At 56.0% G+C, this 24,977-nt stretch carries 32 protein-coding genes; 1 reads left to right on the forward strand and 31 read right to left on the reverse strand.

Annotation, left to right across the window (positions count from 1 at the left end):
* The 28 genes from HMPREF0080_RS10315 to HMPREF0080_RS11110 all read right to left on the reverse strand — a co-directional run.
* A partial coding sequence (locus tag HMPREF0080_RS10315; protein ID WP_342610089.1) for a TonB-dependent receptor domain-containing protein occupies positions 1-2,422 on the reverse strand: 2,422 nt, incomplete at its 3' end.
* Positions 2,323-4,266 (reverse strand): TonB-dependent receptor plug domain-containing protein, encoded by a 1,944-nt coding sequence (locus HMPREF0080_RS10320; protein ID WP_006791052.1) that lies wholly within the window; start codon positions 4,264-4,266, stop codon positions 2,323-2,325. The genes HMPREF0080_RS10315 and HMPREF0080_RS10320, both read right to left, overlap by 100 nt.
* Before the next feature lie 274 nt (positions 4,267-4,540).
* A complete protein-coding gene (dapA, locus tag HMPREF0080_RS08490; RefSeq protein ID WP_006791054.1) occupies positions 4,541-5,434 on the reverse strand; it encodes a 4-hydroxy-tetrahydrodipicolinate synthase in 894 nt (297 codons plus the stop codon).
* 14 nt (positions 5,435-5,448) lie between these two features.
* Entirely contained in the window at positions 5,449-6,483 is a 1,035-nt protein-coding gene (locus tag HMPREF0080_RS08495) for an aspartate-semialdehyde dehydrogenase (protein WP_006791055.1), read from the reverse strand.
* Between the two features lie 24 nt (positions 6,484-6,507).
* Entirely contained in the window at positions 6,508-7,305 is a 798-nt protein-coding gene (gene dapB, locus HMPREF0080_RS08500) for a 4-hydroxy-tetrahydrodipicolinate reductase (RefSeq protein ID WP_006791056.1), read from the reverse strand.
* Between the two features lie 101 nt (positions 7,306-7,406).
* Complete coding sequence (recN, locus tag HMPREF0080_RS08505; RefSeq protein WP_006791058.1) at positions 7,407-9,092, reverse strand: DNA repair protein RecN; 1,686 nt, start codon at positions 9,090-9,092, stop codon at positions 7,407-7,409.
* A gap of 3 nt (positions 9,093-9,095) precedes the next feature.
* On the reverse strand, positions 9,096-9,551 hold the full coding sequence (gene argR / locus HMPREF0080_RS08510) for an arginine repressor (RefSeq protein WP_006791059.1): 456 nt from the start codon (positions 9,549-9,551) through the stop codon (positions 9,096-9,098).
* A 2-nt stretch (positions 9,552-9,553) separates the two neighbouring features.
* Positions 9,554-10,129: a tRNA 5-(aminomethyl)-2-thiouridylate-methyltransferase MnmM gene (gene mnmM / locus HMPREF0080_RS08515; protein ID WP_006791060.1), complete on the reverse strand. Its 576-nt coding sequence runs from the start codon at positions 10,127-10,129 to the stop codon at positions 9,554-9,556.
* Position 10,130: 1 nt separating this feature from the next.
* On the reverse strand, positions 10,131-10,985 hold the full coding sequence (locus HMPREF0080_RS08520) for an NAD(+)/NADH kinase (RefSeq protein WP_006791061.1): 855 nt from the start codon (positions 10,983-10,985) through the stop codon (positions 10,131-10,133).
* Between the two features lie 8 nt (positions 10,986-10,993).
* Positions 10,994-11,797, reverse strand: a complete 804-nt coding sequence (locus tag HMPREF0080_RS08525; protein ID WP_006791062.1) for a TlyA family RNA methyltransferase — start codon at positions 11,795-11,797, stop codon at positions 10,994-10,996.
* Positions 11,798-11,804: 7 nt separating this feature from the next.
* Positions 11,805-12,689 (reverse strand): polyprenyl synthetase family protein, encoded by an 885-nt coding sequence (locus HMPREF0080_RS08530; protein WP_006791063.1) that lies wholly within the window; start codon positions 12,687-12,689, stop codon positions 11,805-11,807.
* Positions 12,686-12,958 (reverse strand): exodeoxyribonuclease VII small subunit, encoded by a 273-nt coding sequence (gene xseB / locus HMPREF0080_RS08535; RefSeq protein WP_006791065.1) that lies wholly within the window; start codon positions 12,956-12,958, stop codon positions 12,686-12,688. The genes HMPREF0080_RS08530 and xseB overlap by 4 nt, the downstream gene beginning before the upstream one ends.
* The gene (gene xseA / locus HMPREF0080_RS08540) at positions 12,939-14,150 is read right to left on the reverse strand and encodes an exodeoxyribonuclease VII large subunit (RefSeq protein WP_006791066.1); all 1,212 of its coding nucleotides are present in this window, start codon (positions 14,148-14,150) and stop codon (positions 12,939-12,941) included. The genes xseB and xseA overlap by 20 nt, the downstream gene beginning before the upstream one ends.
* Positions 14,147-14,431 (reverse strand): tRNA (adenosine(37)-N6)-threonylcarbamoyltransferase complex transferase subunit TsaD, encoded by a 285-nt coding sequence (locus HMPREF0080_RS11100; RefSeq protein WP_006791067.1) that lies wholly within the window; start codon positions 14,429-14,431, stop codon positions 14,147-14,149. The genes xseA and HMPREF0080_RS11100 overlap by 4 nt, the downstream gene beginning before the upstream one ends.
* Entirely contained in the window at positions 14,418-15,107 is a 690-nt protein-coding gene (locus tag HMPREF0080_RS08545) for a tRNA (adenosine(37)-N6)-threonylcarbamoyltransferase complex transferase subunit TsaD (RefSeq protein ID WP_006791068.1), read from the reverse strand. The genes HMPREF0080_RS11100 and HMPREF0080_RS08545 overlap by 14 nt, the downstream gene beginning before the upstream one ends.
* Complete coding sequence (nusB, locus tag HMPREF0080_RS08550) at positions 15,107-15,631, reverse strand: transcription antitermination factor NusB (protein WP_006791069.1); 525 nt, start codon at positions 15,629-15,631, stop codon at positions 15,107-15,109. Before nusB ends, HMPREF0080_RS08545 begins: the two co-directional genes overlap by 1 nt.
* Positions 15,632-15,646: 15 nt before the next feature.
* Entirely contained in the window at positions 15,647-15,952 is a 306-nt protein-coding gene (locus HMPREF0080_RS08555) for an Asp23/Gls24 family envelope stress response protein (protein WP_006791070.1), read from the reverse strand.
* The gene (locus HMPREF0080_RS08560) at positions 15,945-16,322 is read right to left on the reverse strand and encodes an Asp23/Gls24 family envelope stress response protein (protein ID WP_006791071.1); all 378 of its coding nucleotides are present in this window, start codon (positions 16,320-16,322) and stop codon (positions 15,945-15,947) included. The genes HMPREF0080_RS08555 and HMPREF0080_RS08560 overlap by 8 nt, the downstream gene beginning before the upstream one ends.
* Positions 16,323-16,372: 50 nt before the next feature.
* Positions 16,373-16,930, reverse strand: coding sequence for an elongation factor P (efp, locus tag HMPREF0080_RS08565; protein WP_006791072.1), 558 nt, complete (start codon positions 16,928-16,930; stop codon positions 16,373-16,375).
* A 13-nt stretch (positions 16,931-16,943) separates the two neighbouring features.
* Positions 16,944-17,078: a M24 family metallopeptidase gene (locus tag HMPREF0080_RS11470; protein WP_280959853.1), complete on the reverse strand. Its 135-nt coding sequence runs from the start codon at positions 17,076-17,078 to the stop codon at positions 16,944-16,946.
* Positions 17,079-17,086: 8 nt separating this feature from the next.
* Entirely contained in the window at positions 17,087-18,010 is a 924-nt protein-coding gene (locus HMPREF0080_RS08570) for a M24 family metallopeptidase (protein WP_006791074.1), read from the reverse strand.
* A 66-nt stretch (positions 18,011-18,076) separates the two neighbouring features.
* Positions 18,077-18,784 (reverse strand): pseudouridine synthase, encoded by a 708-nt coding sequence (locus HMPREF0080_RS08575; RefSeq protein WP_006791075.1) that lies wholly within the window; start codon positions 18,782-18,784, stop codon positions 18,077-18,079.
* A gap of 16 nt (positions 18,785-18,800) precedes the next feature.
* A complete protein-coding gene (locus HMPREF0080_RS08580) occupies positions 18,801-19,454 on the reverse strand; it encodes a histidine phosphatase family protein (protein WP_006791076.1) in 654 nt (217 codons plus the stop codon).
* Position 19,455: 1 nt separating this feature from the next.
* Positions 19,456-20,211 (reverse strand): adenosylcobinamide-GDP ribazoletransferase, encoded by a 756-nt coding sequence (gene cobS, locus HMPREF0080_RS08585; RefSeq protein WP_006791077.1) that lies wholly within the window; start codon positions 20,209-20,211, stop codon positions 19,456-19,458.
* Positions 20,212-20,214: 3 nt separating this feature from the next.
* Positions 20,215-20,778, reverse strand: a complete 564-nt coding sequence (gene cobU / locus HMPREF0080_RS08590; protein WP_006791078.1) for a bifunctional adenosylcobinamide kinase/adenosylcobinamide-phosphate guanylyltransferase — start codon at positions 20,776-20,778, stop codon at positions 20,215-20,217.
* Between the two features lie 104 nt (positions 20,779-20,882).
* Positions 20,883-21,104 carry a hypothetical protein gene (locus tag HMPREF0080_RS08595; protein WP_006791079.1) on the reverse strand — a complete coding sequence of 74 codons (222 nt, stop codon included), beginning with the start codon at positions 21,102-21,104 and terminating at the stop codon, positions 20,883-20,885.
* Positions 21,104-21,292, reverse strand: coding sequence for a hypothetical protein (locus HMPREF0080_RS11105; RefSeq protein WP_006791080.1), 189 nt, complete (start codon positions 21,290-21,292; stop codon positions 21,104-21,106). The genes HMPREF0080_RS08595 and HMPREF0080_RS11105 overlap by 1 nt, the downstream gene beginning before the upstream one ends.
* A gap of 25 nt (positions 21,293-21,317) precedes the next feature.
* Positions 21,318-21,599, reverse strand: coding sequence for a MogA/MoaB family molybdenum cofactor biosynthesis protein (locus HMPREF0080_RS11110; RefSeq protein WP_245527269.1), 282 nt, complete (start codon positions 21,597-21,599; stop codon positions 21,318-21,320).
* Between the two features lie 189 nt (positions 21,600-21,788).
* Here HMPREF0080_RS11110 and HMPREF0080_RS08605 point away from each other — a divergent pair, with 189 nt between their 5' ends.
* Entirely contained in the window at positions 21,789-22,754 is a 966-nt protein-coding gene (locus HMPREF0080_RS08605; RefSeq protein WP_006791083.1) for a 3'-5' exonuclease family protein, read from the forward strand.
* Between the two features lie 53 nt (positions 22,755-22,807).
* Here the strand turns inward: HMPREF0080_RS08605 and HMPREF0080_RS08610 are convergent, their stop codons facing one another.
* From HMPREF0080_RS08610 to floA, 3 genes are read right to left on the reverse strand one after another with little or no spacing between them, the layout of a single operon-like run.
* Complete coding sequence (locus tag HMPREF0080_RS08610) at positions 22,808-23,533, reverse strand: alpha/beta fold hydrolase (RefSeq protein ID WP_006791084.1); 726 nt, start codon at positions 23,531-23,533, stop codon at positions 22,808-22,810.
* The gene (locus HMPREF0080_RS08615) at positions 23,534-23,932 is read right to left on the reverse strand and encodes a hypothetical protein (RefSeq protein ID WP_006791085.1); all 399 of its coding nucleotides are present in this window, start codon (positions 23,930-23,932) and stop codon (positions 23,534-23,536) included.
* Positions 23,933-23,940: 8 nt separating this feature from the next.
* Complete coding sequence (floA, locus tag HMPREF0080_RS08620) at positions 23,941-24,966, reverse strand: flotillin-like protein FloA (protein ID WP_006791086.1); 1,026 nt, start codon at positions 24,964-24,966, stop codon at positions 23,941-23,943.
* Between the last annotated feature and the right edge of the window lie 11 nt (positions 24,967-24,977).

The raw sequence follows: 24,977 nt of genomic DNA on the forward strand, positions 1-24,977 counted from the left end.
CGAAGTCCGTACGGTTCTGCCCGTAGTCCACGGATAGGGACGCCCTGTTGCCGAAACGGTACCTGGCACCGACGCCGATGACGTTGGCGAGCGTGTCGAAGGAGGCAACGTCATTTCCGCCGCCGTTAGCGGCCAAATAATCATGCCTGTCGTCGTTAATAGAGCGCAGGTACCAGGCGGCAAGGCCGAGATTCGGCGTAAGTTCATGGCGCGCCTGCACGTAGAAAGCCTGCCGCAGTGCCGGGATCTGATCCTGTTCGAGGACGGTTCCCGTCGTCCTGACGATCTTCCCGACTACATTGCCCAGTCCTTCACGCGGCAATTCGGTACCGTCTTCGACCCCTTCCTGCAACGTCCACTTAATCGCATCCCAATAATACTCTACGAGATTGCTGACGCTCGGATTGATTTTCCCCGCTTCATGCCGAAACTTAGGATTAACTCCCTGATAATCGTCAGGCAGGGAATTGATCCACGCGCCGATCATATCGTAGGCATTTTGCCGATATTCGGCAAGAGGAGTAATCATTTCATTATTAAAACTACTATAAAGATGATATTGGCTGCGTATGGACTTGTTCAATGCCCCTTGCAGGTCATCATAGGCAACGGAGTCCTCAGTCCCATAGGTTTCGATCTGCTTTTTGAACCAATCCTTAAGATAAGCGGCATAAGACGGATAGTCCAACGCGGAACGTTCAAATGAACCGGTATTTAGTTGTATGTTCGTAGTATGTGTACGGATGTGCTCGCCAGTTATATCTTTATATTTATAGGTAATGGAAGGGCCCGCTATATTATTTTGCAACACCCCATTTATATAATCATCTCGAATTGTCACATCGGGATACGCACGTTTTACAATATCATACATACGCCCGACAACGGCCTGCTGTTCCGCCTGCGTCTGCGCACGTTTGAGCTGGTCATAGAAGCTGTCCGGATTGGCCGGGTCCATTCCGGGCGTTGTAATGAACTCATTCACCGTCGGCGCCCGGTAGAAGGCCTTCGTCGTCGCGTGCGTATACGCCGAGTCGGCAATGCTCGTACTGCGGCGGAAGTCGCCGTAACCCAGGCGCACCTGCGTGCGCCTGCCCGTCCAGACGGCGCGCCCGCCGTCGTATTCCTTGCCGAACCAGTAGCCCGTCACGCCCATAGGCTCGGTCAGCCGGCCGAGGGAAAAGTCCCAGTTCTTTGCATGGCGCGTAATATCCGCCGTGTCGAGCCGCACATGATTCAGCCCCTTGGTCTCGGACGCGTCCGTACGCGTGTCCACACCTGCCGTACTTGCGGCGCTCCCGAGTACGCGGATATTCGTATTCTCGCCGATCCTCGCATCGACGCCGACGCGCAGGCGCTGCTCGAAGCCGTGCTCCGCCTTTTCCAGGTAGTTCTTGTAGGCGCTGCCGATGGTTGAAGACGGGGTGGTACGCGCCTTAGCGGGTTTTATCTTTCCCGTGAAGCTGTTCCAGCGCCCCCGGTAGTCGCCCGTGACACGCACGCCCGGCTCCTTCTCTACATTAAAGGGCGGGACGATGAAGCGCTGTGCCTTTGCAAGTCGGGCATCGTTCGCCTCCGTGCGCGCCGCGCGTTCCTCCGCCGTCAATTCCCGCGTCTCTCTGTCCGCGCCGAATTTCAGATTCACGCCGAGACGGTAGACGCGCTCCTGGAAGGCCCGATCATCGTCGCGATGGTTGAAAATATTGTCGATGCCGATGTAGGCGCTCGAACCCTTGTCGAAGTCCTTCTGTACGAGGAAGTTCCAGATGCCGAACGTCTTTTTCTTGTACGTCTGCGTACCGCCCTCATGGAAGTTCGTCCGCCACTTATCCTGCACGCCGTCCCAGTCGAGATAGTTGCCGTTGTTGGCGACGCTGTTGCTGTCGAGCATGTGGAGGTAGTAGTTGCCCCAGAGGGTGGCGCGCCAGCCTTTATTCTCATAGGTGACGCCGAGGTCGATTTTATGCTGCGGGCGGTCGAGGAGCTGCCGCGGCATGTCCGGATCGCTCTTATTGATCGCGTGGAGGTAGGTGTAGCCGAGCTTTGCCGACCAGTGCCGGTCAAAGCGGCGGTTGTACTCGGCTTCAAATCCCGTGATCTGTGCCTTGCCGATATTTTTAAAGCTGTAGATCATATCGGGTGGGAAGATCCAGCGACTGCCGTCTACATCCGCCTCGGGATGGAAATCCATCAGATAGCCCGTGAAGTACGTCGTCATATAGTCGGTGATGCGGTTGTGGAAGGCGCTCACGCGGTAGCTGTCCCTGCCGTCCCGGCTCTCTCCTTCAAGCCCGATGTCGAAGTTCACGGACTTCTCCGGCTTCAGGTCGGAGTTGCCGACCCAGTAGTAGCCGAGACGGGAGCGATCGTCTCCCACCGGTGCGCCCGCGTACATCTCCCAGTTGTAGTAGAGCTCACCCATGCCCGGTTCGGTGTAGCCCGTGCCGCATTAGCCTTGAAGCGGCGGTTCGGTTTGCCGCCGAGGTGATGCGTCAGGCCGAGATTGAAGGTGGCGTGCGTGCCGAAGAGGCTGCTGTGGTCGAGGCGCAGGATCGGCGCAAGCAGGGTACGGTCACTCACCTGCAAGGTGTCCTGCAGGAAAACATACTGCTTCTTGATCTCCGCCATGCCGACTGTCTGCCGGTTCTGACGTGCATAGTATTCGTCGTTAAAGGCTCTGCCGTGCCAATTCATTGTATGACCCGTAGCTTTACGAATCTCCTCCGACCTGTAATAAAAATTGACTGCCATTTCCGGGCTGAGTGTCATGCCTGCCAAATAACTGTTTGCCGGATCCGCCAGCAGCTCATTGCCGAATGCCGCACGCCGCGCCGCAACGTCGGCAGGAGTGTCCGGGGATTGGTAATTGTACTTTAAGAATTCCTCGTAAGTGAACTGCGGTATTAAATTCTTGCCGCCCCCATCCTTGTGTCCGTACCATTCATACTCATTGTCGTACTTCGGCACACCCGCCGCATTGCGCGTCATGGCATAGTCATGCACAAGCGACAGCGGCGACGTTTTTCCGTTCGGCGTCCAGAGATTTTTGTCGTAGTCCCACGGGTCGACGGCGCGCGTATACGTACGGGGCGCGTTCTTGAGGCGGCTGCCCTCGCCCTTTTCCTGTATGAAGCCGACGCCGTACGAGAGAAGGTGCGCGTCGCCGAGCTGCGTATTGGCCGACGCCTTCAGGCTCCACTGTCTGTGCTTGATGTTGTCGACGTAGTTGAGGATGTTCGTGCCCATATAGGCGCGGTTGGCCACATAGGAGGTAAGCGTAATATCGTCCTCGTGCATCTTCGCGTAGTCGAAATCGACCTTCCAGTCCGATGCGCCGCCGCGCCCCGTGTACGACAGGCGGTACGTATCGCGATCGAGCGTGCGCTTGAAATGCTGCTGCGGCTCGAAGAAGGAGTTGGAATGCTTCACGTAGCGGTTCATGTCTTCGTCGACATGGTCGAGCCCCAAGGAAACGCTGTGGTTCCTGTCGATGTCGTAGGAGGCAAGAAGCCCGATGTTCTTGATGTCGCCGTAGTAGCGCAGCGAGTTACGTATGGCCGTATCGTCGCTCAGCGTAAAGTCCGTCTCGCCGTAGACGGGCAGGACATTGCGCCTGCCGCCGTAGGCCGCCACGCGCAGCTTGCCTACCTGCCCCGAGTCCGCCCGCAGGAAGAAGTTCGTATAGGGAAAGAGGTCGCCGTCCCCCTTTATGCGACGCCCTTCGAGGTTCACCTGCAGCCCCGCTTTCTTTGCCGCCGCTTTCGTGATGACGTTAATGACGCCGCCGATGGCGTCGGCGCCGTACTTCGCGCTCGCCGCACCGCGGATGATCTCGATGCGCTCCACGTTCTCCGTGCCGAGCCGCTGCAGCTCGTCACCTGCACCCGTGTATTTCGCAAAGTCGCCCATAACGGGCTGCCCGTCCACGAGGATCAGGGTGTGTCGCGGTTCGGCGCCGCGGATGGACACGCCGACGCGCCCCATGGCGTCGACGGTCCGCGTCATGCCCGTCTCGTCGAAGATGATGTCCTCCACGGACTTGGCCTGTTTCTTCGCAATGTCCTCTTTGGTGATAACCGTCGTAGACTGCGATTCGGACTTGGCCGCTTCTTTAGTCGCGTTGACCTTAACGACAATGTCCCCCGTTTCGACCCGATTGTCCCCCCCCTGCGGACTGTCCGCCGCACAGACGGGCAGGCTCAGCCAGGTAAAGACGGCACAGGCCAGCAGCGCATGCCGCCCGCACCGCCGTACAGACTCGTTCATAATTTTTTCCTCCCTCGTTTATGTTTTATATGTATGCAGATATGTACTAAATTATGAGTACTGTTATCATTATATATAATAAAAAAAGTTATCCTCTATTTTCCACTCCATTCGGACCGAAAATAATCCGTTTAGACAAAAATCAACGATATGCTATACGAATTATGCATTATATATCCATAAATAAGCGCAAAATATTATCTTACCGGCAGCATTCCGTGCACAAAAAAACACTTCCCGCCGGGGGAAGTGTTTTTTACCGGGTTTTAACGCTCTATTTTCCGAGAATACCCGCATTTTTCATCATTTTTTCCAGAAAAGCCATGACTTCATAGCTTGCGTTTACCATGGGCAGGCGGAAAACATTGTCGGAAATGAGGCCGAGCATCTTGCAGCATTCTTTTATCGGTATCGGATTCACGGTCGTAAAAATGCCGGTCATGACATCAATATACTGCTGATGCAGGGCCGTCGCTTCTTTCATATTTCCGTCCTTGCAGTTCTGGACGATGGCATTCATTTCTTTGCCGATAAGGTGGGAAACCACACTGATGACGCCCGTGCCGCCGACAGCCGTCATAGGCAGGGTCAGGGAATCGTCACCGCTGTAGACATGGAAATTCTCACCCGTATCGCGGGCGATGACGGCGGCCGCTTCGAGGTCGCCGCCGGCTTCTTTGATACCGACGATACGGGGAAATTCTTTTGCCAGCCGAATTACCGTTTCGGGCAGGATCTTACCGCCCGTCCTGCCCGGCACATTATAGATGATGACAGGCAGCCTGCACGCCTTGGCAACGGCTGCAAAGTGGGCATAGCAACCGTCCTGATTCGGCTTATTATAATACGGCACAATGGCGAGCAGGCAGTCGACGCCCGTTTCTTCGGCCTGTCTGGCAAATTCGACAGTCGTCGCCGTGTTATTGGAGCCGACGTTGGCTATGATGAGGGCTTTGTCCCCGTATTCTTCGGCGGCAAACCGGAAGAGCCTCAATTTTTCTTTTTCCGTAAGCGTAGCCCCTTCGCCGGTCGTACCGCCGATAAGAAGGCCGTCCGAACCGTTGGCGAGAAGGTGCCCGGCCAACGAATCAAAATCTTCGAAGTTGATGTTGCCGTCTGCATAAAAGGGCGTCACCATAGCAGTAATGACATTTCCGAACGTTAACATGAAATCACTCCTTTTTAACCAGCATGTCCAATTATATACTCGGCAATCTGCAGCGCGTTGAGCGCCGCGCCCTTGCGGATCTGATCGCCCGATACCCAAAGGTTCACGGCCCTGGGGTTAAACAAATCCTTACGGATACGTCCTACATATACATCGTATTTCTCCGCTGTGTATAAGGGCATGGGATATTCCATCGCGGCAAGGTCATCCTGTACCTGCGCGCCCGGGAACGCGGCGATGGCCCTGCGGATCTCATCAACGGATAATTCCCGTTCCGTTTCCGCATAAACGGCTTCGGCATGGCTGCGGAAGACAGGCACGCGAACGGTCGTCGGCGATACGGCAACGGTATCATTATGAAGGATTTTATGTGTCTCCTTAACCAGCTTCATTTCCTCTTTTGAATAGTCGTTATCAAGGAAGACGTCGATATGCGGCAAGAGGTTGAAGGCAATGGGATAATGTTTGTCAAGGCTTTTCGTCGGCAAGACTTCGGCAACCGGCTCTTCGCCGTTCATATACGCCTCGACCTGCTTCTTCAGTTCGTCAATCCCTTCTTTGCCGGCGCCCGACACGGCCTGGTACGTGCTGACGACGATCTTCGTAATCGGCGACAGGTCGTAAATCGGTTTCAGCGCCATGAGCATGATAATGGTAGAACAGTTCGGGTTGGCAATAATCCCCTTATGTCCGGCAATATCTTCCGGATTTACTTCGGGAATGACCAGGGGCACGTCCGGGTCCATGCGGAACGCACTGGAATTATCGATGACGACACAGCCGCGCTTAACCGCTTCGGGAGCAAGTTCCCTGCTGATCGAGCCGCCTGCAAACAAGCCGATGTCGACGCCTGCGAACGATTCCGGCCGGGCTTCTTCCACGGTGTATGCCTTGCCGTTTACGGTGAGCGTTTTGCCGGCCGAACGCCGGGAGGCGAGAAGCTTCAGCTCACGGTACGGAAAATCCCGTTCTTCCATCAACCTGATAAATTCCTGTCCGACCGCGCCTGTGGCGCCTAAAACGGCTACAACCGGTTTCTTTGCATGCATAATAAAAATCCCCTTTGAACTGATTTATAAGTAATTTTCCAACCCGAAGGTTAGCCCTTTGCGGGAAGAGACCTTTTTTACCGCCAGGATAACGCCGGGCATGAACGATTTCCTGTCGAGTGAATCGTGGCGTACCGTCAGAATTTCACCGTACCCGCCGAAGAGGACTTCCTGGTGGGCCACATAACCGGGCAGGCGCACGCTGTGTACGGGAACGGCCTGCACGGAGGCGCCGCGGGCACCCTCCAGGCTTTCACGGGTCCTGTCGGGGGCCGGTACGGCGCCGGCTTTTCTGCGGGCCGCCGCGATTTTATCGGCGGTCATGACGGCCGTACCGGACGGCGCGTCGAGTTTATTGTTGTGATGCAGCTCGATGATCTCCGCGTCGGGAAAATACGCGGCAATGTCCGCGGACACTTTCATCAGCAGGACGGCGCCGATAGAGAAATTCGGCGCGATGAAAAGGCTTGTATCCCCGCGTTTTGCTTCTTCACCCAATTCTTCGCGCTGTTTTTCCGTAAGACCCGTCGTGCCGACGACAATATCGACGCCGTGGGCAATACAGGTTTTTACATTGCCGTAAACGGCCTGCGGCGTCGTAAAATCAACGACGACATCGGGCTTCAGCTCATCGACGGCCGTCCCCAGCCCTGCACGGACGGCAAGTCCCAGGGCGCCGATGCCGGCAATTTCACCCAGGTCTTCGCCTATATGGGAAATACTGACGCCGCCGACGAGTTCCAGCTCGTTATCCGCCACGACGGCTTTGACGACCTGACTGCCCATTCTGCCGTCAGCGCCGTTTACGAGTACACGAATCATAGTAACACTCCTCCGCTGAATTGACTCTATATTTGTTTTTATGATATATTTTTATTTTTATGACGTCAAGGAAGAGAATTGTATACATAAATGACGGCATTTCAATTATCGGACTTAACTTTTTTTATCAGCTCTGCCGCCGCCCGGAGCCCCGCTTCGGTCGTGTCATTGCCGGAAAACATGCGGGCGATTTCAGCGACGTGGGCCGTTTTGTCGAGTTCACGCACGGCGGTGACGGTACGGCCGTCCCTTTCTTCCTTGCGAAGTGAGAAATGGCTGTCCGCAATGGCCGCCGTCTGCGGCAGATGGGTAATACAAAAGACCTGCCCCGTCCTGCCGAGTTTGCCGATGTGCGCGGCGACCTGCAACCCCGTCTGCCCGCTGACGCCGACATCGATTTCATCAAAAATAACGGTCCGATCCGTACCGCCTTCACGGAAAATCGTCTTTAACGCCAAGGCGATACGCGACACTTCACCGCCTGACGCGACTTCGGCCAGGGGCCGTTCCGCTTCGCCGCGGTTGGCGGAAAAGTAGAGTTCCGCCGAGGCCGCCCCGACAGGCGTAATGTCCGTCATCGGTTCAATACGAAACGAAATGCGGCTTTTTTCCAGGCCCAGGCGATGTAAGGCGGCCTCCGTCTCTTCCCGGAACCGGGCCGCCCCTTCGCAGCGGGCCCGGAAAAGTTCAGCCGCGCTGTCGCGGAGTTCCGTTTCCTTGCGGGCGATCTGCTTTTTTAACGCGGCCGCCGTCTTCCCCGAATCGCTCAGTTTATCCCGTTCGGCCCTGGCCTCGGCAAGAAACCGCAGTATATCCGCTACGGTGAAGCCGTACTTGCGCTTCAGCTTCTCAATGGCGGCCAGACGGGACTGCATCCGATCGAGGGCGGCCGCGTCGAAGTCCATCCCGTCGGCATACGTCAGAAGCTCATCGCGGAGCTCTTCCAACTCATAGGAAAGGGTTTCCGCCTTTTCGGCAAGGGCCGAAAACGTGTCGTCATATGCGGCGTTTTTCAGGAGACTGCGCCGGATCTCGCCTATGCCGTCAACCATACCGGCCCGGCGCTCACCGCCTTCCAATATGAAGAGAGCGGTTTTCAGACCGTCCGTAATGTGTTCGGCATGGGAGGCGCGGCGGATATGTTCTTCCAGTGCTTCATCTTCGCCGTCTTTCAGCTTCGCCTCCTCAATTTCTTTGATCTGGAAATCAAGAACATCAAGAAGACGCGCCTTGTCGCCTTCGTCTTTTTCTAAAGCCGCCGCTTCCTCACGCAAGGTTTTCCATTCGTTATAGAGCGCAGTATACCGGAGACGGCAGGCACGTGAACGGGCCGTGAAGTTGTCGAGGAGCCGTACATGGTACGCCTTGTCGAAGATAAGACGGCTGTCATACTGGCCGTGAATATCGAGCAGAAAAAGGCCCAGCCTGCGGACGACAGCCTGCGGCACAACAGCCCCGTTGACGAGGCTCGTGCCCCTGCCGTTTCGCCAGAAACGCCGCGAAACGACGATTTCCCCGTCTTCCGCCTCAATATGATGCGCTTCCAGAAACGCCTTCAGTTTTTCGTCGTGAACAGGCAAAAAAAACGCGCCTTCAACGAGAAACGCTTCCGCCCCTGTTCGGACAAAAGACGCTGATGCGCGTTTTCCTGCGAGCATACCGATGGCGTCGAGCAGGATGGACTTGCCCGCGCCCGTTTCACCGGTGAAAACGGTAACGCCGTCGGTGAAGGTCAGGTACAGCTCTTCTATTAAAGCGAAATTCTCAATGTGCAGTGATTGCAGCATGCGTTATTCCTTCATCAGCGAGACGATGAGCTTTACCAGACGCGGTACGCTGTCCGGATTATTCGTAATAATCAGAATCGTATCGTCGCCTGCCACAGTACCGATAACGTTCTCCCATTTCGCATGGTCCACCGCGGACGCGACCATGTTTGCCGAACCGGGGATGGTGTGAATGACGATTTGATTGAGGCACGAGTCCACACGCACGATAGAGTCTTGGAATAAGCGCGCCATACGGCTTTTGGACATCAGCATGTTCTGCTCCGGAGACAGGGCATAGCGATAATGCCCGTCACTGGTCGGCACCTTGATCAGCATTAATTCCTTAATGTCCCGCGACACGGTGGCCTGCGTAACTTCAATCCCTTCTTCCTGCAGGGCCTTCGCCAGCTCTTCCTGCGTCTCAATGGGCCGGGACTGAACAATTTCTTTGATCTTGGTGTAACGGAATCTTTTCATGACTACCCTCTCTTTTGAATAACAAACAGTACCGCCGGTTCATGAACCTGGTTGACAGGCTGCCAGCACGACACGTCGAAACATTGCTGCGGCAGTGTATGCAAAAACCGGGCGAGCTCATCTTTTTCTCTCGCACCGTCCGGGGTGCCCGGATATGCCGTTAACATAATTATCCCATTTGCAGAAATTTTATGCAAGCCCAAATCGACGGCTTTCAGTGTAGTTGCACTATCCGTATGTATAGCGCGGTTTCCGCCGGGAAGATAGCCTAAATTGAATACTATCAAATCGGGCGTTTCCTCTATTTCTTTTAATAAAATTTCATGCGAGCCCCTCTTTATAATTATATTTTTACGGCAAAGCCCCTGTTCGGCAAGAAGGGCCCTTGTCGCCGTCAGGGCGCGCTCCTGAATATCGAAGGCGTAGAGCACGGCGTCATTTCCCATATGAGAAGCGAGAAAGGCCGTATCGCGGCCGTTGCCGCAGGTCATATCGACGAGGACACGCGCCCGTTCCGCATAGGGCTGCGCCAGGGCATGCCCGACGAAGACGGCATTTCTGAGCGGATAAAGTTTCATTTTACTCGGCGCCCCGCATCTTCTTGAAAAGGTTGGCATAAAAATAGCCTTTATCGAAACGGATGAACCGCAGCGTTGCGGCGGACTTGCGGATACGCAGGGTCATATCCCCGACAAATTCGAAGTCCGTCATGCCGTCGACGGAAATGCGTACGACATTCCGGCTGTCTTGTACGGAAAAGCTCAGTTCATCGTCATCGCTGAGAACGACGGGGACTTTCAGCAGTAAATGGGGGCACAGCGGTGTAACCATCATGCCCTTGACATGGGGCGGCACAATGGGCCCGCCTGCCGAGAAGGTATACCCCGTACTGCCCGTCGGCGTCGCCACAACGATGCCGTCGCCGGGATATTGCTGGACGAAGTATCCGTTAATGCTCATATCGACGCGAACAAGCTTGCCCACATTGCCATGGCCGATGACGACATCGTTCAGGGCATCCGGCAGGGGCTGAACCATGCCGTCGGCATAGATGAGTTCACCGGAGAGCATGATCCGTTCTTCCTCAAAATACCGGCCGGCCATAATGTCCGCAAAGCGGGCCTCCACATCGTTTCCTTCCACTTCGTAGAGGAAGCCGAGCGATCCCAGATTAATGCCGCAAACGGGTATGCGGCGGGAGGCAAAGGCACGTGCCCCCTTCAAAACCGTCCCGTCGCCGCCGAGGACGAAGGCCATATCTATATGATCGTAAACGGTTTCATCGGAACAAAGGCGCGCCCCGGCGCCGTCCGCACGGTCTTCGCAGCAGGCTACGCAATACTCGCAGCCATAGTCATGACAACATTTTATAATTCGCGCCGCCAGCCGGGCGCTGTCTTTTTTTGCCGCATTGGGAAAAATACCGATCCGCATCTTTTCACCTACATTTCATGAGACCTGTCGACGACATCACTGATGATTTCATCTGTCACCTCGTTGTGGACAGGCGTGTCTTTACGACTGTAAAGAAGGTACTCCACATTGCCGTCCGCTCCCTTTACGGGTGAGAACGTCAGGCCCGACGGGGACAACCCGGCAGAGGCAACGCCCGCGACGACACGGGCCGCCACTTCTTTATGAACGCGTATATCGCGGACGATACCGCCTTTGCCGACAGCTTCCCGTCCCGCTTCAAACTGCGGTTTGATAAGCGTCACTATAGAACCGCCCTCGCGCAGGAGCGGTACGACCGCCTCCATAATTTTCAAAAGCGAAATAAACGATACGTCAACGGAAATAAAATCGGCCGGGCCGCCCGTATCGGCGGGCGTAACGTGCCGGATATTGGTCCGTTCCATATTGACGACCCGCTTGTCCGTGCGCAGTTTCCAGGCAAGCTGACCGTACCCGACGTCAACGGCCACGACCTCGGCCGCGCCGTTCTGCAGGGCGCAGTCTGTAAAGCCGCCCGTCGAAGCGCCGATGTCGATCATGCGGCAGCCGCGCAAATCGAGGGAAAAAGCGCGGAGCGCTTTTTCCAGCTTCAAGCCGCCGCGGCTCACATAGGGTACAGGATTCCCCCTGACCGTTATGTCTTCATGTATGTCTATTTTCGTACCCGCTTTATCCACGCGCTTCCCTTTAACAAAGACCGCCCCCGCCATAACGGCGGCCCTGGCCTTTTCACGGCTTTCAAAGAAGCCCCGTTCCGTCAGGAGAAGGTCGAGCCGTTCTTTTTCTTTCATATCTTCCTCATTGCGCCCTTTTTTCCAAATAGCCGACGAGATCACGCAGGATCCGCGCGTTCTCACCGAAACCGGCCAGGGCCAGCCGCGCCTTTTCCGCCGCCGCCGCCGCCTCTTTCTTCGCCCCCGCCGGGGACAGCAGGGTCACATACGTTGTTTTATGATTTTTCTCATCACTGCCGACGGGTTTTCCCAACACACTTTCATCGCCGGTCACGTCAAGAATATCGTCGGTAATTTGAAAGGCAAGCCCCAAATTATCGGCGTACGCCGCAAGAGCCGCCCTCACGCCGGCGGCGGCGGCGGCAAGAATGGCCGCCATATCGACGACGGCTGCAAAGATGATACCGGTCTTGCTCCTGTGCATCAGTTTCAGCTCGTCCAGGCCGATACGGGGAGCATCTGTAGACGCCAGGTCGAAGAACTGGCCGCCGACCATTCCGGCAGGCCCGGCAGCCCGCGCAAAAACATGGATCGCTTCCAGAAGTTTTGCCGGCTCCGGCTGTCTTTGCGCGGCCATGAGCTCAAAGGCATACGTTAAAAGGCCGTCTCCCGCCAAAATCGCCGTACCTTCACCGTAAACCCGGTGATTCGTCGGTTTGCCGCGGCGATAATCATCATCGTCCATGGCCGGCAAATCATCGTGAATCAGGGAATACGAATGAACGCATTCCAACGCACAGGCCAGATCGAGATAGCCGGCCGGATCTTTTCCGAGCGCTTCCAGGACGCTGAGAAAGAGAATCGGCCGGATACGTTTGCCGCCGGCATTCAGGCTGTAGTTCATCGCCTCGTAAAGGCCGGAAAACTGCGGTATTTCCGTACGGATCAGCTGTGCAAGGCGCCGGTCGACACGTTCTTTTTGGGACTGCAGATACGCTTCAACTGTCATAAGCCGAGCGTCCCTTCTTCCGGAACGGGGCCCGCTTCGCCTTCTTCGCTTTCTTTTTCCGCCGCGCCCTGTATTTCCGCCAGAGCCTGCGCGCGTTGGCGCGCGTATTCAAGCGCGCTTTCACAGTCCCGTGCCAGTTTGACCGACTTCTCGAAGATGTCGAGGGATTCTTTCAGGGTCAGACCGGAGTCATCCAGCGAGTTGACCAATTTTTCCAGTTTTTCATAATTTTCTTCAAAACTTTTCAACTTATCCGTTGTCTTTACCACGACGGGTCACCTCTTTCACCTCTGTCACAACCGTTCCGTCAACCATTTGGATCGACAAGGGCGCATCTGCCGCAATATCCTCGACGGAGGAGACAATACGGCCGCCCTGTTCCAGCTGCCCGTAGCCCTTGCGCAGCAACGCGGCGGGATCCATGCCGTCCAGGCGCGCTTTCAGCTTATCCAGCCCGCCGCTCTTTTGGAGCAGCACGTAATGCAGCCGCTGCCGCGCCGCCTGCAAAAGATAACGCAGGCTTTCGGTCCTGACGGCCAGAAACTCATCGTACCGGCGCAGCCGGATGTGCGCCTTTGTCCGGTCCAACCGGTACTGCAGCCGCTCGATCCGGGCCGTTACGGTTTCATAGGCGGTCCCGGCGAGGGACGCCACCTGCAATTGCATATCGGCAAAGCCGGGAAAAGCAATTTCCGCCGCGTGTGTCGGCGTCGCCGCGCGCCTGTCGGATGCGTAGTCGACGAGAGTCGTGTCCGTTTCATGCCCGACGGCCGTAATAATGGGTACTTCCGTCCGATAGACCGCTTCGACGACGCGCGGGTCGTTAAAGCACCATAAATCTTCCATCGAACCGCCGCCGCGCGCCAAAATGAGGACATCGAGCTCCGTATTGCTCCCGGCCTCCTGCAGGCCCCGGACAAGCGCGGGCACCGCCGCTTCCCCCTGTACCGGCACGGGATAGAGGACGAGTTCTATATAGGGATTGCGTTCGGAACGGATCTTTTGAATATCATGGAGCACGGCCCCGGTCCGGGAGGTCAATACGCCTACACGCCACGGGAAACGCGGCAGGTCTTTTTTGTGTGCCGCCGCAAAATACCCCTTGTCCGCGAGTTCGGCTTTATTTTTTTCATACTGCGCCTGTAAATTGCCGATTCCCTGCGAAAAGAGGCGTTCAATGAGAAAGGAAAGGGTACCTCCTTTTTCATAGACATTGACCGAACCGACAACGACGACATGATCTCCTTCTTTGACGTCTTTCATCATCGTCCCGGCGCGGCCGCGGAATAAAACGGCCCGGATCGACGCGTTATCATCACGGATATTCATATACCAATGCCCGTTCGACGCCTGTTTGAGACCGATAATATTCCCTTCCATAGCGATATTTTGTAATCTATAGTCCCGCTGCAGGTCTTCTTTGATGCGATTGACAACGGACGAAACGCTTTCACAATTCATACGGCACCGCCTTGTTTACTGCGCCACGCCGCCCAGAAAGCGGCGCCGCTCGCATTATCCGCACTGTATCCTTTTTCCGCCGGTATAAAGACAAATCCTTTTTTCTTCGCGTAATCAGCCAGGGTGCGGCGCAAAAACGAGTTTTCCATCACCCCGCCCGCCGCTAAAAGCGGTATGTTCCCGTCACGCCCGGACCAATCGACGAGCCGGCGAATACCCTGCCAGACAGTCTGCAGCGTTTCGGCGCACAAGGCTCCCGCCGACGTTTTATTCCGCGGCAATACGCCGCTGCAACTCCGCTTCGCGCCCGGAGAAGCTGATTTCACCGCCGGACGACCAAACCGCTCCGCCCGCGGCATCGGCCAGACAGCCGCGGCTCAACTCTTCAACCGCTTTTCCTGCGGGAAAAGGCAAGCCCAGGGCCACGCCGACGCGATCGATAAATTGGCCCGCACTGATGTCGGACGTGCCTCCCGTACGGGTAATATCCAATCCGTCCGCGTCAGGCCGCGCCAGCAGTAATTCCGTCGTGCCGCCGGAAAGATGCAGGGCACGGAACGCCGTGCCGTCGATATGGCCGGCCGTACGCAGGACGGCGAGCAAATGGTTTTCCTGGTGGCTGATCCGATACAGGGGTACACCCAGGACGGCCGCCAGGGCACGGGCACAGCCGAGGCCGCTTAAAAAAGCGGGCATATACGAATCCGCCCGGCGCCGCGGCTTGTCCGTTACGGCTACGGCACGTATCGTATTGCCCGTCAGATACGGGGCGAGGTTTTCCGTCAAGGCCGGCAGGTTCCGCACGTGCTGATATACCATTTCCGACTGCGACAGGCCCCGTCCGCCTGCACGGACGCTGAGTGCCTGCCGTTCATCGGCGACGACCCCATACTGACTGTCGACCAGACAAAGTGAAGTCGTATAACAGCTTGTATCGATGCCGAGAAATACATCCATTACGGTAAAGACCTCGCATAGGCACCCAAAATACCGTTGACGAATCTGGACGATTGAGGGCCGCCGTATTCTTTAGCCAGCCGGACGGCTTCATTGATGATGATGGCCGGCGCCAGTTCTTCTTTCGGATAGACAAATTCACAGAGGGCCAGCCGCATCGTCGTTTTATCGGCCATATTCATCTGGCGCAGATCCCAGCCTTTGGCAAACGCCCGAATGAGCCCGTCCAATTCGTCCGCATGAGCCGAAACGGTACCGATAAGATAGGCACAGTACGCTTCCGTATCCGCATCTCCGTTATCTTCCGCCGCATCGGTCGGAACTTCTTCAATGTCGTTTACGTTCACGGCGTTGGCGTCAAGCTCCGCCGCGTCGATTTCCGAAAAAGTTTTCTTTGCCGCAGCCGGCGTGCCCTCGTTATTCTCCAAAATTTCCGTTTCACTGTACTGTATGTCGTTTACATCATGAAATTCACGGGAAAATAAAATTTCCAGTGCCCGCCGCCGCGCTGTATGTCTGCTCACGCTGTCCTCCTCGCATCATGCCTCACGGGGCATGACAATGTCATCAATAGTTACATCAACAGTTAAGGCGTCAGGGCCGATCATATCCCGGACGGCCTGCGCCGTGTGGTGCTGCACCGCCAGCGCCAGCTCGCGCAAACGGCTGCCGTAAAGAGCCGCGATCTGTATTTGGACGGTAACGGCGCCGTCCTTTTGTTTCACTGTCAGACGCACCTTCTTATCCGGTGCGACGCCTGTCGTTCCCGACGCCGCGGTGCGCACTATTTTTTCCAGCGCCGCCTGCGAAACGACATAGTCCTTCCCTTCACCGCCGCTACTCATCAGCCGCACCCGCCCTTTCCGCGGCGGCGCCGTCTTCGTAAAGGATATCCTGCACTGTAATGTGCACCGCCGTAACGGCGCATTCGGTCAGGCTTTCAACGGCCTCCTTCACCGACTGCTGCACCTTGATGGCCACATCGGGGATACGGTACCCGTGCCGGGCGACAAGCCGCACGGTCAGTTCCACATCGGTCTTATCTGTTTTTACATCAATACCGCGGCCGCCGGCCGCCTTGCCGAATTTTTCCGTAAAAGTCGTCGCCAGAAAAGCTACGCCCGGTACGGCTAGGGCCGCTCCGGCGGCGATAACGGCGATGACCTTCCCGGCAATATGAACGGCACCGAGTTCATTATATTCCGTAGTTACCATACACGACACTCCATGAACAAAAAGCGATGAGAACCTCATCGCTTTTTTGCTTATGCACGACCCGTATACTGACCGGTTCTCGTATCAATCGTCAACAGTTCGCCTTCATTGATGAACAGGGGGACCTTTACGACATACCCCGTTTCCAGCGTGGCCGGCTTGCTGCCGCCCGTCGCCGTATCGCCGCGGATTCCCGGATCCGTTTCCACGACGCGAAGTTCCACGGTAGCGGGCAAATCGATACCGATGACCTTGCCTTTAAACATCATCACGGAAGCGTTCATTTCTTCTTTGAGGAAATTGACCGCGCTGCCGAGAGCTTCTTTATCCAATTCAATCTGTTCATACGATTCATTATCCATAAATACATACATCCCGTCCGATTCGTAGAGATACTGCATCTGACGACGATCCACGCGCCCTTCCTGGACTTTTTCGCCCGCATTCCAGGTGCGTTCGACAACGGCGCCCGTTTCAAGGTTTTTAATTTTCGCGCGCACAAAGGCCGCGCCCTTACCCGGCTTTACATGCTGGAACTCCACTACCTGCCAAACCTGACCGTCAATTTCGATCGTCACGCCCGGTCTGAAATCATTACTTGTAATCATACCCAATCTCCTCCTATATCAACTCCGTCAATTCTTTCGATGCTTCGGTCAAGATCTCACAGCCTTCCGCCGTCACGACAAGGGAATCTTCAATGCGGACCCCGTACTTGCCTTCTATGTACAGCCCCGGTTCTACCGTGACTATCATATTTTTCTTCAATACGCTTTGCGACGCGGCGATAAGACAGGCTGTTCATGGATCTCCAATCCCGTGCCGTGTCCCAGGGCGTGCGTAAAATATTGCGCTTTTTCGTGCTTTTCAAAGAATCTGCGCACGACGCCGTCCACTTCGCTGCAAACCGCGCCGGCCCTGACCGCGTCGATGCCGAGCCGCTGCCCTTCAAGCACGAGGTTATAAAACCGCTTTTGTTCGTCATCGGCCCTGCCGACCACGACGGTACGCGTCATGTCCGAATGATAGCCGTCACAGACCGCGCCGAAATCAAAGGTGATAAACTCGCCCGCCGCGACGGCCTTGTCCGTCGCCGTGCCGTGCGGCATGGCCGAGCGTTTGCCCGAGGCCACAATCGTGTCGAACGCCTTTTCTTCCGACCCGGCAAGAAGCATGTTGCTTTCCAGCCGCGCCGCAAGTTCCCGCTCCGTCACGCCCGGCTTTATGTACGCCAGGAGATCCGCAAAGGCCGCGGCGGCAATACGTCCGGCTTTACGCGTCGCCTCCACTTCATACGGTTCCTTAACGGCACGTATTCCCTGGAGAGAAACGCCTTCAAAACAGCACTCTCCCGTTTCGGCCAGCCTTTCAAAAAAAGTGTGGGGCATATAATCGGCTTCATAGGCGGCAGCACCGACATCATCTTCCGCCAATGTCGCCGCCGCGGCGGCGGCCGGGTGTCCCGCGTGGTTCACAACCTGAACCGTATGGCCGCATTCCTGCGCCGCCTGTTCCGTATAGCGCAGGTCCGTCCACAGGACGACCCGGTTCGGCGTGACGACAAGCACCCCTTCACCGCCCGTAAAGCCGCTGAAATAACGGAGGTTCTCAGGCTGCAGCAAAACGGCGGAAGCCAAAGCACGATTTTTGAGAAAACCGCGCAGCGCCTCTATTCGTTCTTTTGTCATTGTATCACCTGTTTTTTATTCAACTAACGTCAATAATACCATATTAAAACCCCTTTGAACAGGTTTTCACTCGGATATGAGCGGCAGGTCCCTCTCTGTTACCGTCAGCTCGCGGAACTCCCCGGGAGCGAGGGCTTCATCAAGGACCAACGCGCCGATCGAATGACGGTGCAGGGCCGTTACCGTAAGGCCGACGGCTTTGCACATGCGCTTTATCTGATGAAATTTCCCTTCACGGACGACGATGCGCAGCGAACGGTCTCCCGTTTGCCGCATCGCCGCGGGCAGGCAGCGGCAGCCGTCCGGCAAGACGATGCCCGCTGCAAAGCGGGCTGCCGCATCAGGCGGGACGGTACCGTCCACTTCGGCGAAATACGCCTTCGGGACGTTCTTCTTCGGCGAAATGACATTGTGCGCCCACGTGCCGTCGTTGGTCATGAGCAGGAGTCCTGTCGTATCCTTATCGAGCCGCCCGACAGGAAAGACCCGCGCCGCGCCGTAACGTGGCGGCAGCAGCCCGAGCACCGTCTCAAAACGGCTGTCCGCCGCAGCCGAGACGACACCGGCCGGCTTATGGAGCATGAGATAGTAAAATTCTTCATACTCTACCGCTTCACAGCCGACGGCAACGCAGTCCTTCGCCGTATCCACCTTATAGGCGCCGTCCTTGACGACAATGCCGTTAACGGTCACATCGCCGCGCCTGCAAAGGCTTTTTATCTCTCTGCGCGTACCGTACCCGCTGTGTCCGAGCAGCTTATCAAGGCGTATCATCAGGCCGCTTCCCTCCTTAAAGGCTTGTCATGGAGGACCACTGCCCCTGATGGCCTTCCGTCCCTTCGAGATGGCGCGTCGAGTTCATGACGGTCATGACGTTCTTCTCGCCGTAATACTCGATAATATTAAACGCCGTATTGAACTGCTGAAAACACCAGACCCGCGTCAACTGCAAGCCTAAAAGGCCGAACAGGAGACAGCGGATCGTCGCCCCGTGGGAAGCGATAAAGACGGTGTCCCCGTCTTTGTGGTCCGCCAGAATTTCACGTACTTTCTTCGTCGCCCGCTCTTCCACTTCCGCAAAGGACTCGCCGCCGCGGGCGCGCATTTTCCCTTCGGAGGCGTAGAAAGCCTCGATTTCACCGGGCCAGTTGGCAACGATTTCATTGTACGTATGCCCTTCCCAGGCGCCGAAGTTGATTTCCTGCAATTCTTTATACGTCGTGACGGGGACCCGATGAGGCGCCGCCACGATTTCAGCCGTTTCTCTGGCGCGCACGAGATCGCTGCTGTAAAACCCGTCAAAATGCACGTTCTTCAAAAATTCGCTCAAATATCCGGCCTGCACACGGCCGCGCCCATTCAGGGGGACATCCGTCGAGCCCTGGTACCATTGCTGCGCATTCCCGTCCGTTTCGCCGTGACGGGCAAGATATAACTTGATCATTCTATCCTCCGTTTATGTATACCGTCATCAGTTTCACCGCAAAAACCGCTCCGACGAGGAGCAGCATTTCCGTAAATTCAATGACGGCTCCGTATGTATCGCCCGTGACACCGCCGAGGCGGGCCGTAATATATGAATCCGCCAGTACGGTGATCACAACGGCGCCGACGAGCACCGGCACGTAAAGGATGCCGACGAGCACCGACGGCACGAGGGCCGCAACGCATCCCTTCATCAATACGCGGGACGGGCCGTGCGCCGCATACGCCCTGCCCAATCCCTCACTGCGCGCGTAGGGGAATTTGAAAATACTGACCAGGGCGGCGAAGCGAGCCGCCGCGGGAACGGCGATGAGCAGCGGCCAGGGCTGCAAAAGTTCCGCCAGCGACACGATCTTTAAGGCCGCCAAAAAGAAAAAGGCAATCACACCGTTTGCACCGACGCGGCTGTCCTTCATGATTTCCAGCATCCGCTCGCGGCCGCGCCCGGAAAACAGGCCGTCCGCCGTATCCATATACCCATCCGCATGCAGGCCGCCGGTAATAAAGAACCAGACGGCAACCGTCAGCACCGCAGTGAAAAGGGGTGAAAAAAAGAGACCGAAGGCGCCGTTTATACACGCTAAAATGACGCCGATAAGCAATCCGACAAGGGGGAAATACACCACGGCCCGGCCGAAATCTTCATCTGTCCAAACGCGCTGTTCGGTTAAATGAATCCGCGTCAGGAACTGCAATGCTGTAAGAAAGGACTTCATGACCTACTCTCCTTTCATCACGGCGCGGCTCTTTATTTCCACGGCAAGGCCGGAAACGGAAAGATACACTTCATCGGCCTCGGCCGCCGCAAGCCGGTTGACCCGTCCGGCCACATCACGGAAAAGGCGGCTTACGGCGTCCGGCGGCACGATACCGCTGCCCACTTCGTTCGTCACTAGAATGACGCTCTTGCCGGACTGTCTCAGCAGGCGCAGGATTTCGCGCATCTCTTCTCCGGCCCTGTCTTCAATGACCCGGGGCAGGCATTCTCTGTAATCATACAGCAGTGTAGCCACATAGACGGTAAGACAATCAATAAGTATCACATCCGCCTTTATAAACAGCTGCGGCAGCGCGTCGGGCAGATGCCGCGGCACTTCGGCGGTTATCCAGTCCGCCGGGCGCCGTTTCTTATGATCGCTGACGCGGCGGGCCATTTCTTCATCCGTTACTTCGGCCGTCGCTATATAGGTTTTTTGTCCGTCCAGAGACGCCGCCAGCGATTCGGCAAAATCACTTTTACCGCTGCGCGCGCCGCCTGTAACGAGAATTATCCGTCCTGCCATGGGGCCCTCTCCTTTGTGTAACGCATTTATTATATCACAGACGGGAAGAGGGGACGACCGGGCATAAAAAACCTGTCATGACAATGCGGCCATGACAGGTCCTTTTATTTTCGCCTGAACGGTATGATATTGTCGCCCCGCTCGGCCCGTTCAAGCCGTTCTAACACGGCCTGCGTTTCTTCGACGGCGCTCTTTAAAAGCCGGTAGTATATGGCTGCCTCATCAGGCCGTCCGCCTTCCTTATAGACGATAAAGTTATCCGCCATGCCGTACACTTTCGTAAGCGCCGACATGAGCTTTTCACTGTCCTGCCGCTTCGTTGCCATCAGGATTTACTCATTTCCGCTTTAATATGATGGACTTCGGGGATGATCAACTGCTCCATACCGACCTTGATAACGCCGGTCTGTCCGGGCAAGCAAAACACGGGACATTGACGGATAATGCCGGCAGCGCCGCGATAAGCGAGAGCTTCAATACCGCAGGCGCGGCGATAAGCGAAAAAGGTGAGCATACCGTTAAATTCGGGGATTACCTTATCAAAGGAGAGGCTCCAGCGTTTCCAGCGTCACATCACGCCGTGCCAGGCCCGTACCGCCGCTCGTGACGACCATATCGACACTGCAGACCCATTCATGAATATGATTTAAAATAGCCTCACCGTCATCCTTGACAATGGCATAGTCCACCACCTGATGCCCCGCCTTCGTCAGGATCGATTGAATCATCAGTCCGTTCGTATCGTCCGAATAGGTGCGGCTGTTGCTGACCGTCAGTATGGCGGCACGCAAAGGACGGGCTTCTTTTTCTTTGCGACTCAAAACTATCGCCTCCTATATAAATAAAGTTGCTCTTTTCGTTTTCTTTGTATCCTTATGTATATTATACGATAAAATTACAGGTTGTCATACTAAAATTCATAGTGCAATCCACCGTAAGTTTGTTATAATAAATTAACGTCTGTATTATACGGGCATTACCCAACACTTCCGGGAAAGGGCTGTAACCTCATGGACTCATTACTGCATACGGGCGGCGCCGTTTTAACGGCAATTTTCGTCCTGGCCGTCCTGTATTCTCTTTATACGACAATCAAAAAAAAAGCGCGGCAGGAAAAACGGGACAACTCCTTATCCGGGCGGAAACATATGCACGTCGAAAACCTGCATAAATACGACGTGCAGCCGCGAAACGGCTACATTTGCTACCCCGTCGACATAAAGGGCTATACGCACCGCTTCCCCGCACGATTTGTCGCCGTCTCTCTGTCACAGGCAACAAAGCAGCCTTATTCCGTCTATAAAATCGGCTATGCCGAATTCGAAAAGGGCGAAATCACGGACCGCAACTATTTCTACATCCAACCGCCCGAAAACGATCTTGCCTGCGTAACGGATCCGGACGTTTCGTGGCAGGTACTGGCCAAGGCCGATACTTTCGGTGAATATTGGCAGGCCGGTATGAACAGGGTCTTTGAAGACACGATTATCGTCGCTCATAACGCGCCGTACGTCATCGGCTGTATCCTTCATTCCCTGGCCGTTTACGGCATTCATCCCGAATCCCTCCGTTATGTGGATCTCCTGGAAACGGCAAAGGAGCTTTATGATTTCAATTCGAATTCCCTCGCCGGCATCTGTACGGAAGCGGGCTTTGAAACGGAGGCGGAAAACGAACTCAGCCAGGCTGTCGCACTGGGACAATTCTTTCTTCTTTCCCGTAAAGATTACCCTACGGCCCTGCCGCGCATCTACGCTGTCGGCAAGGCGCCAGCAAGAGAAGAAATCATGGCGGCGGCCATTGCCGCAGTAGAGCGGGAAGAAGACACGGCGGCAGAGATGTTTGCACCGGCTGCCGCGGACGAAGCGCTCCTGCGCGAAATGCTCGAAAACGGCTATATAGAAAAAGGGGAAAAGCCCGCAACCTACTATGCCACCGATAAGGGGCTGGATTTCGCGGCAGCGACGGATCTATAACAAAATATAAAGCTGTATTTCCATGTGAAGTGAACATGGAAATACAGCTTTTTTCATATGTGCCGGTCCAACCACGCGACGGCGTCGCCCATCATGTTGGTGGTGACAAAGTGCCCCAACCCGTCGTAAACGATATGCTCCGCATCAATGTGTTCGGAGCTCAGGCGGTCGGCATACATGGCCTGGGCCGCATTGTCGACGACATCATCGGCGCCGCCGTTCAATAAAAGGACGGATTTGCGGCGCAACGCTTCGGGCCGGTTATACGGGTCGGCACGATTAATGCGTCCGATCATTTCTGCAAAAAAGGGCCGCCACGAGATTTTCCACGCCGCCCGGAAACGGCGGTCCGACTCGTTCCACCAACCGGAACCGTTCATAGACACGGCGCCGGCAATATCTTCCTCCGCCGTGACGACGCCGAGCGCCGTGATGCCGCCCATGGAGTGTCCGGCTGCAAACCGTTTAACACCGGGCCACTTCGTTTGAGCGTATGCCGCGAGCTGCGACGCTTCGGCAAGGCTTGTGAGGACGGCTTCCCAAAAAAGAGCGTACGACAACTCATCAGTATAATCGGCATGGCCCCGCTCTCCGTGCCGAAGCGCGTCGGGGACAATGACGGCATAACCGCAGGCTGCCAGGATACGCGCCCGCAAAGACTGGGCTTCTTTTGACGACGACCAGCCGTGATAAAAGAGTATGACGGCCTTTACTGTATCGGACGGCGTGACGGCGAGGCACGGTATATGCCCGATTTTTATACTTGTTTCCGTTATCATCTATCGTCTTCTCTTTCTATACGCCAACGGCGGCTGCCACAGTTCGGACCAGATGAGGCCTGCTTGTAAACGGCGCTGCCGCAACGTAAGCCCGGCCCGGCCCTTAGCCGGTACGCCCGGCCGGGCGGCGTATCCGGCAGGAGCAACAGGCGTTGCCTGCTGCACAGGCGGCGCATCGGGGATCTCCCGTTCCATCTGGGGCTGCACTTCGATCCGGCCGAGCGGCACTTTATCATATGAATTTTCACCCGTCCCGTTCCGGCCCTGCCCGCCGGGCGTCACCGGATACTCATCACGGCGAGGTTGCGGCCGCCTGTTCCGATAATTCCGCCGTTTACGGGAGACCTCGCTGAATACGGATATGGCCAGTATGATCAGTATAGGTATAACTTTTTCCATAAAGGCACCTACTTGTCATCCGCATCCGTCGGCTTCACTTCATTATCTTCAATGCCGACGGCATCCGGCATGCCGGCTGCCGCAACGGCTTTGCGCATTTTCGTATCGGCCTGGATATTGCTCATGTTGTAGTAATCCATAACCCCCAGATTGCCGTCGCGGAAAGCCTGGGCCATAGCCAGCGGGACTTCCGCCTGCGCTTCGACAACCTTCGCCTGCATCTCCTGCGTGTACGCATGCATTTCCTGTTCCTTGGCCACCGCCATGGCACGGCGTTCTTCCGCCTTGGCCTGGGCGATGCGCTTGTCCGCTTCGGCCTGATCCGTCTGAAGACGGGCGCCGATGTTACGGCCTACGTCGACATCGGCAATATCGATGGAGAGAATTTCAAAGGCCGTACCCGCGTCAAGGCCTTTGTTCAGGACCGTCTTGGAAATTTCATCAGGATTTTCCAGCACCTGCGAATGGTCGCCGGCAGAACCGACACTCGTGACAATCCCTTCACCGACGCGGGCGATAACCGTCGCCTCCCCGGCGCCGCCGACGAGGCGGTCAATATTGGCCCGCACGGTAACGCGGGCACGCACCTTCAATTCAATGCCGTTCTGCGCGACAGCGGAAATAAAGGGCGTTTCAATTACCTTGGGATTGACGCTCATCTGCACGGCTTCAAGAACGTCGCGGCCGGCAAGATCGATGGCGGCGGCCCGTTCAAAGGTGAGGGACATCGTCGCGCGGTGCGCCGCAATGAGAGCGTCGACAACGCGGTCAACGTCGCCGCCGGCAAGATAATGCGCTTCCAGCTGGTTGGCATTGACGTCCAAACCCGCCTTATTGGCTTTGACCAGAGGCAAAATGATCTTCGACGGGACAACACGGCGAAGCCGCATGCCGATGAGATTAAAAATACCGACATTTACGCCTGCCGCCCTGGCGGAAATCCAGAGTCCGACGGGCACAAAATGCAGGAACAGAGAAACGATCACGATGGCCGCAATAATAAAGACGACCGGTACTATTACTAAACTTACCATACTTTCAACCT

The sequence above is a fragment of the Megasphaera geminata F0357 genome, from assembly GCF_000239275.1.
Taxonomy (GTDB): domain Bacteria; phylum Bacillota; class Negativicutes; order Veillonellales; family Megasphaeraceae; genus Megasphaera; species Megasphaera geminata.

Coding starts and splice junctions, on each gene's coding strand:
- HMPREF0080_RS10320 (WP_006791052.1), bottom strand. CDS start 4,266: ATGAACGAGTCTGTACGGCGGTGCGGGCGGCATGCGCTGCTGGCCTGT.
- dapA (WP_006791054.1), bottom strand. CDS start 5,434: ATGTTAACGTTCGGAAATGTCATTACTGCTATGGTGACGCCCTTTTAT.
- HMPREF0080_RS08495 (WP_006791055.1), bottom strand. CDS start 6,483: ATGCATGCAAAGAAACCGGTTGTAGCCGTTTTAGGCGCCACAGGCGCG.
- dapB (WP_006791056.1), bottom strand. CDS start 7,305: ATGATTCGTGTACTCGTAAACGGCGCTGACGGCAGAATGGGCAGTCAG.
- recN (WP_006791058.1), bottom strand. CDS start 9,092: ATGCTGCAATCACTGCACATTGAGAATTTCGCTTTAATAGAAGAGCTG.
- argR (WP_006791059.1), bottom strand. CDS start 9,551: ATGAAAAGATTCCGTTACACCAAGATCAAAGAAATTGTTCAGTCCCGG.
- mnmM (WP_006791060.1), bottom strand. CDS start 10,129: ATGAAACTTTATCCGCTCAGAAATGCCGTCTTCGTCGGGCATGCCCTG.
- HMPREF0080_RS08520 (WP_006791061.1), bottom strand. CDS start 10,985: ATGCGGATCGGTATTTTTCCCAATGCGGCAAAAAAAGACAGCGCCCGG.
- HMPREF0080_RS08525 (WP_006791062.1), bottom strand. CDS start 11,797: ATGAAAGAAAAAGAACGGCTCGACCTTCTCCTGACGGAACGGGGCTTC.
- HMPREF0080_RS08530 (WP_006791063.1), bottom strand. CDS start 12,689: ATGACAGTTGAAGCGTATCTGCAGTCCCAAAAAGAACGTGTCGACCGG.
- xseA (WP_006791066.1), bottom strand. CDS start 14,150: ATGAATTGTGAAAGCGTTTCGTCCGTTGTCAATCGCATCAAAGAAGAC.
- HMPREF0080_RS08545 (WP_006791068.1), bottom strand. CDS start 15,107: ATGGATGTATTTCTCGGCATCGATACAAGCTGTTATACGACTTCACTT.
- HMPREF0080_RS08555 (WP_006791070.1), bottom strand. CDS start 15,952: ATGAGTAGCGGCGGTGAAGGGAAGGACTATGTCGTTTCGCAGGCGGCG.
- HMPREF0080_RS08560 (WP_006791071.1), bottom strand. CDS start 16,322: ATGGTAACTACGGAATATAATGAACTCGGTGCCGTTCATATTGCCGGG.
- efp (WP_006791072.1), bottom strand. CDS start 16,930: ATGATTACAAGTAATGATTTCAGACCGGGCGTGACGATCGAAATTGAC.
- HMPREF0080_RS11470 (WP_280959853.1), bottom strand. CDS start 17,078: ATGATAGTCACGGTAGAACCGGGGCTGTACATAGAAGGCAAGTACGGG.
- HMPREF0080_RS08570 (WP_006791074.1), bottom strand. CDS start 18,010: ATGACAAAAGAACGAATAGAGGCGCTGCGCGGTTTTCTCAAAAATCGT.
- HMPREF0080_RS08575 (WP_006791075.1), bottom strand. CDS start 18,784: ATGATACGCCTTGATAAGCTGCTCGGACACAGCGGGTACGGTACGCGC.
- HMPREF0080_RS08580 (WP_006791076.1), bottom strand. CDS start 19,454: ATGATCAAGTTATATCTTGCCCGTCACGGCGAAACGGACGGGAATGCG.
- cobS (WP_006791077.1), bottom strand. CDS start 20,211: ATGAAGTCCTTTCTTACAGCATTGCAGTTCCTGACGCGGATTCATTTA.
- cobU (WP_006791078.1), bottom strand. CDS start 20,778: ATGGCAGGACGGATAATTCTCGTTACAGGCGGCGCGCGCAGCGGTAAA.
- HMPREF0080_RS08595 (WP_006791079.1), bottom strand. CDS start 21,104: ATGGCAACGAAGCGGCAGGACAGTGAAAAGCTCATGTCGGCGCTTACG.
- HMPREF0080_RS11105 (WP_006791080.1), bottom strand. CDS start 21,292: ATGCTCACCTTTTTCGCTTATCGCCGCGCCTGCGGTATTGAAGCTCTC.
- HMPREF0080_RS08605 (WP_006791083.1), top strand. CDS start 21,789: ATGGACTCATTACTGCATACGGGCGGCGCCGTTTTAACGGCAATTTTC.
- HMPREF0080_RS08610 (WP_006791084.1), bottom strand. CDS start 23,533: ATGATAACGGAAACAAGTATAAAAATCGGGCATATACCGTGCCTCGCC.
- HMPREF0080_RS08615 (WP_006791085.1), bottom strand. CDS start 23,932: ATGGAAAAAGTTATACCTATACTGATCATACTGGCCATATCCGTATTC.
- floA (WP_006791086.1), bottom strand. CDS start 24,966: ATGGTAAGTTTAGTAATAGTACCGGTCGTCTTTATTATTGCGGCCATC.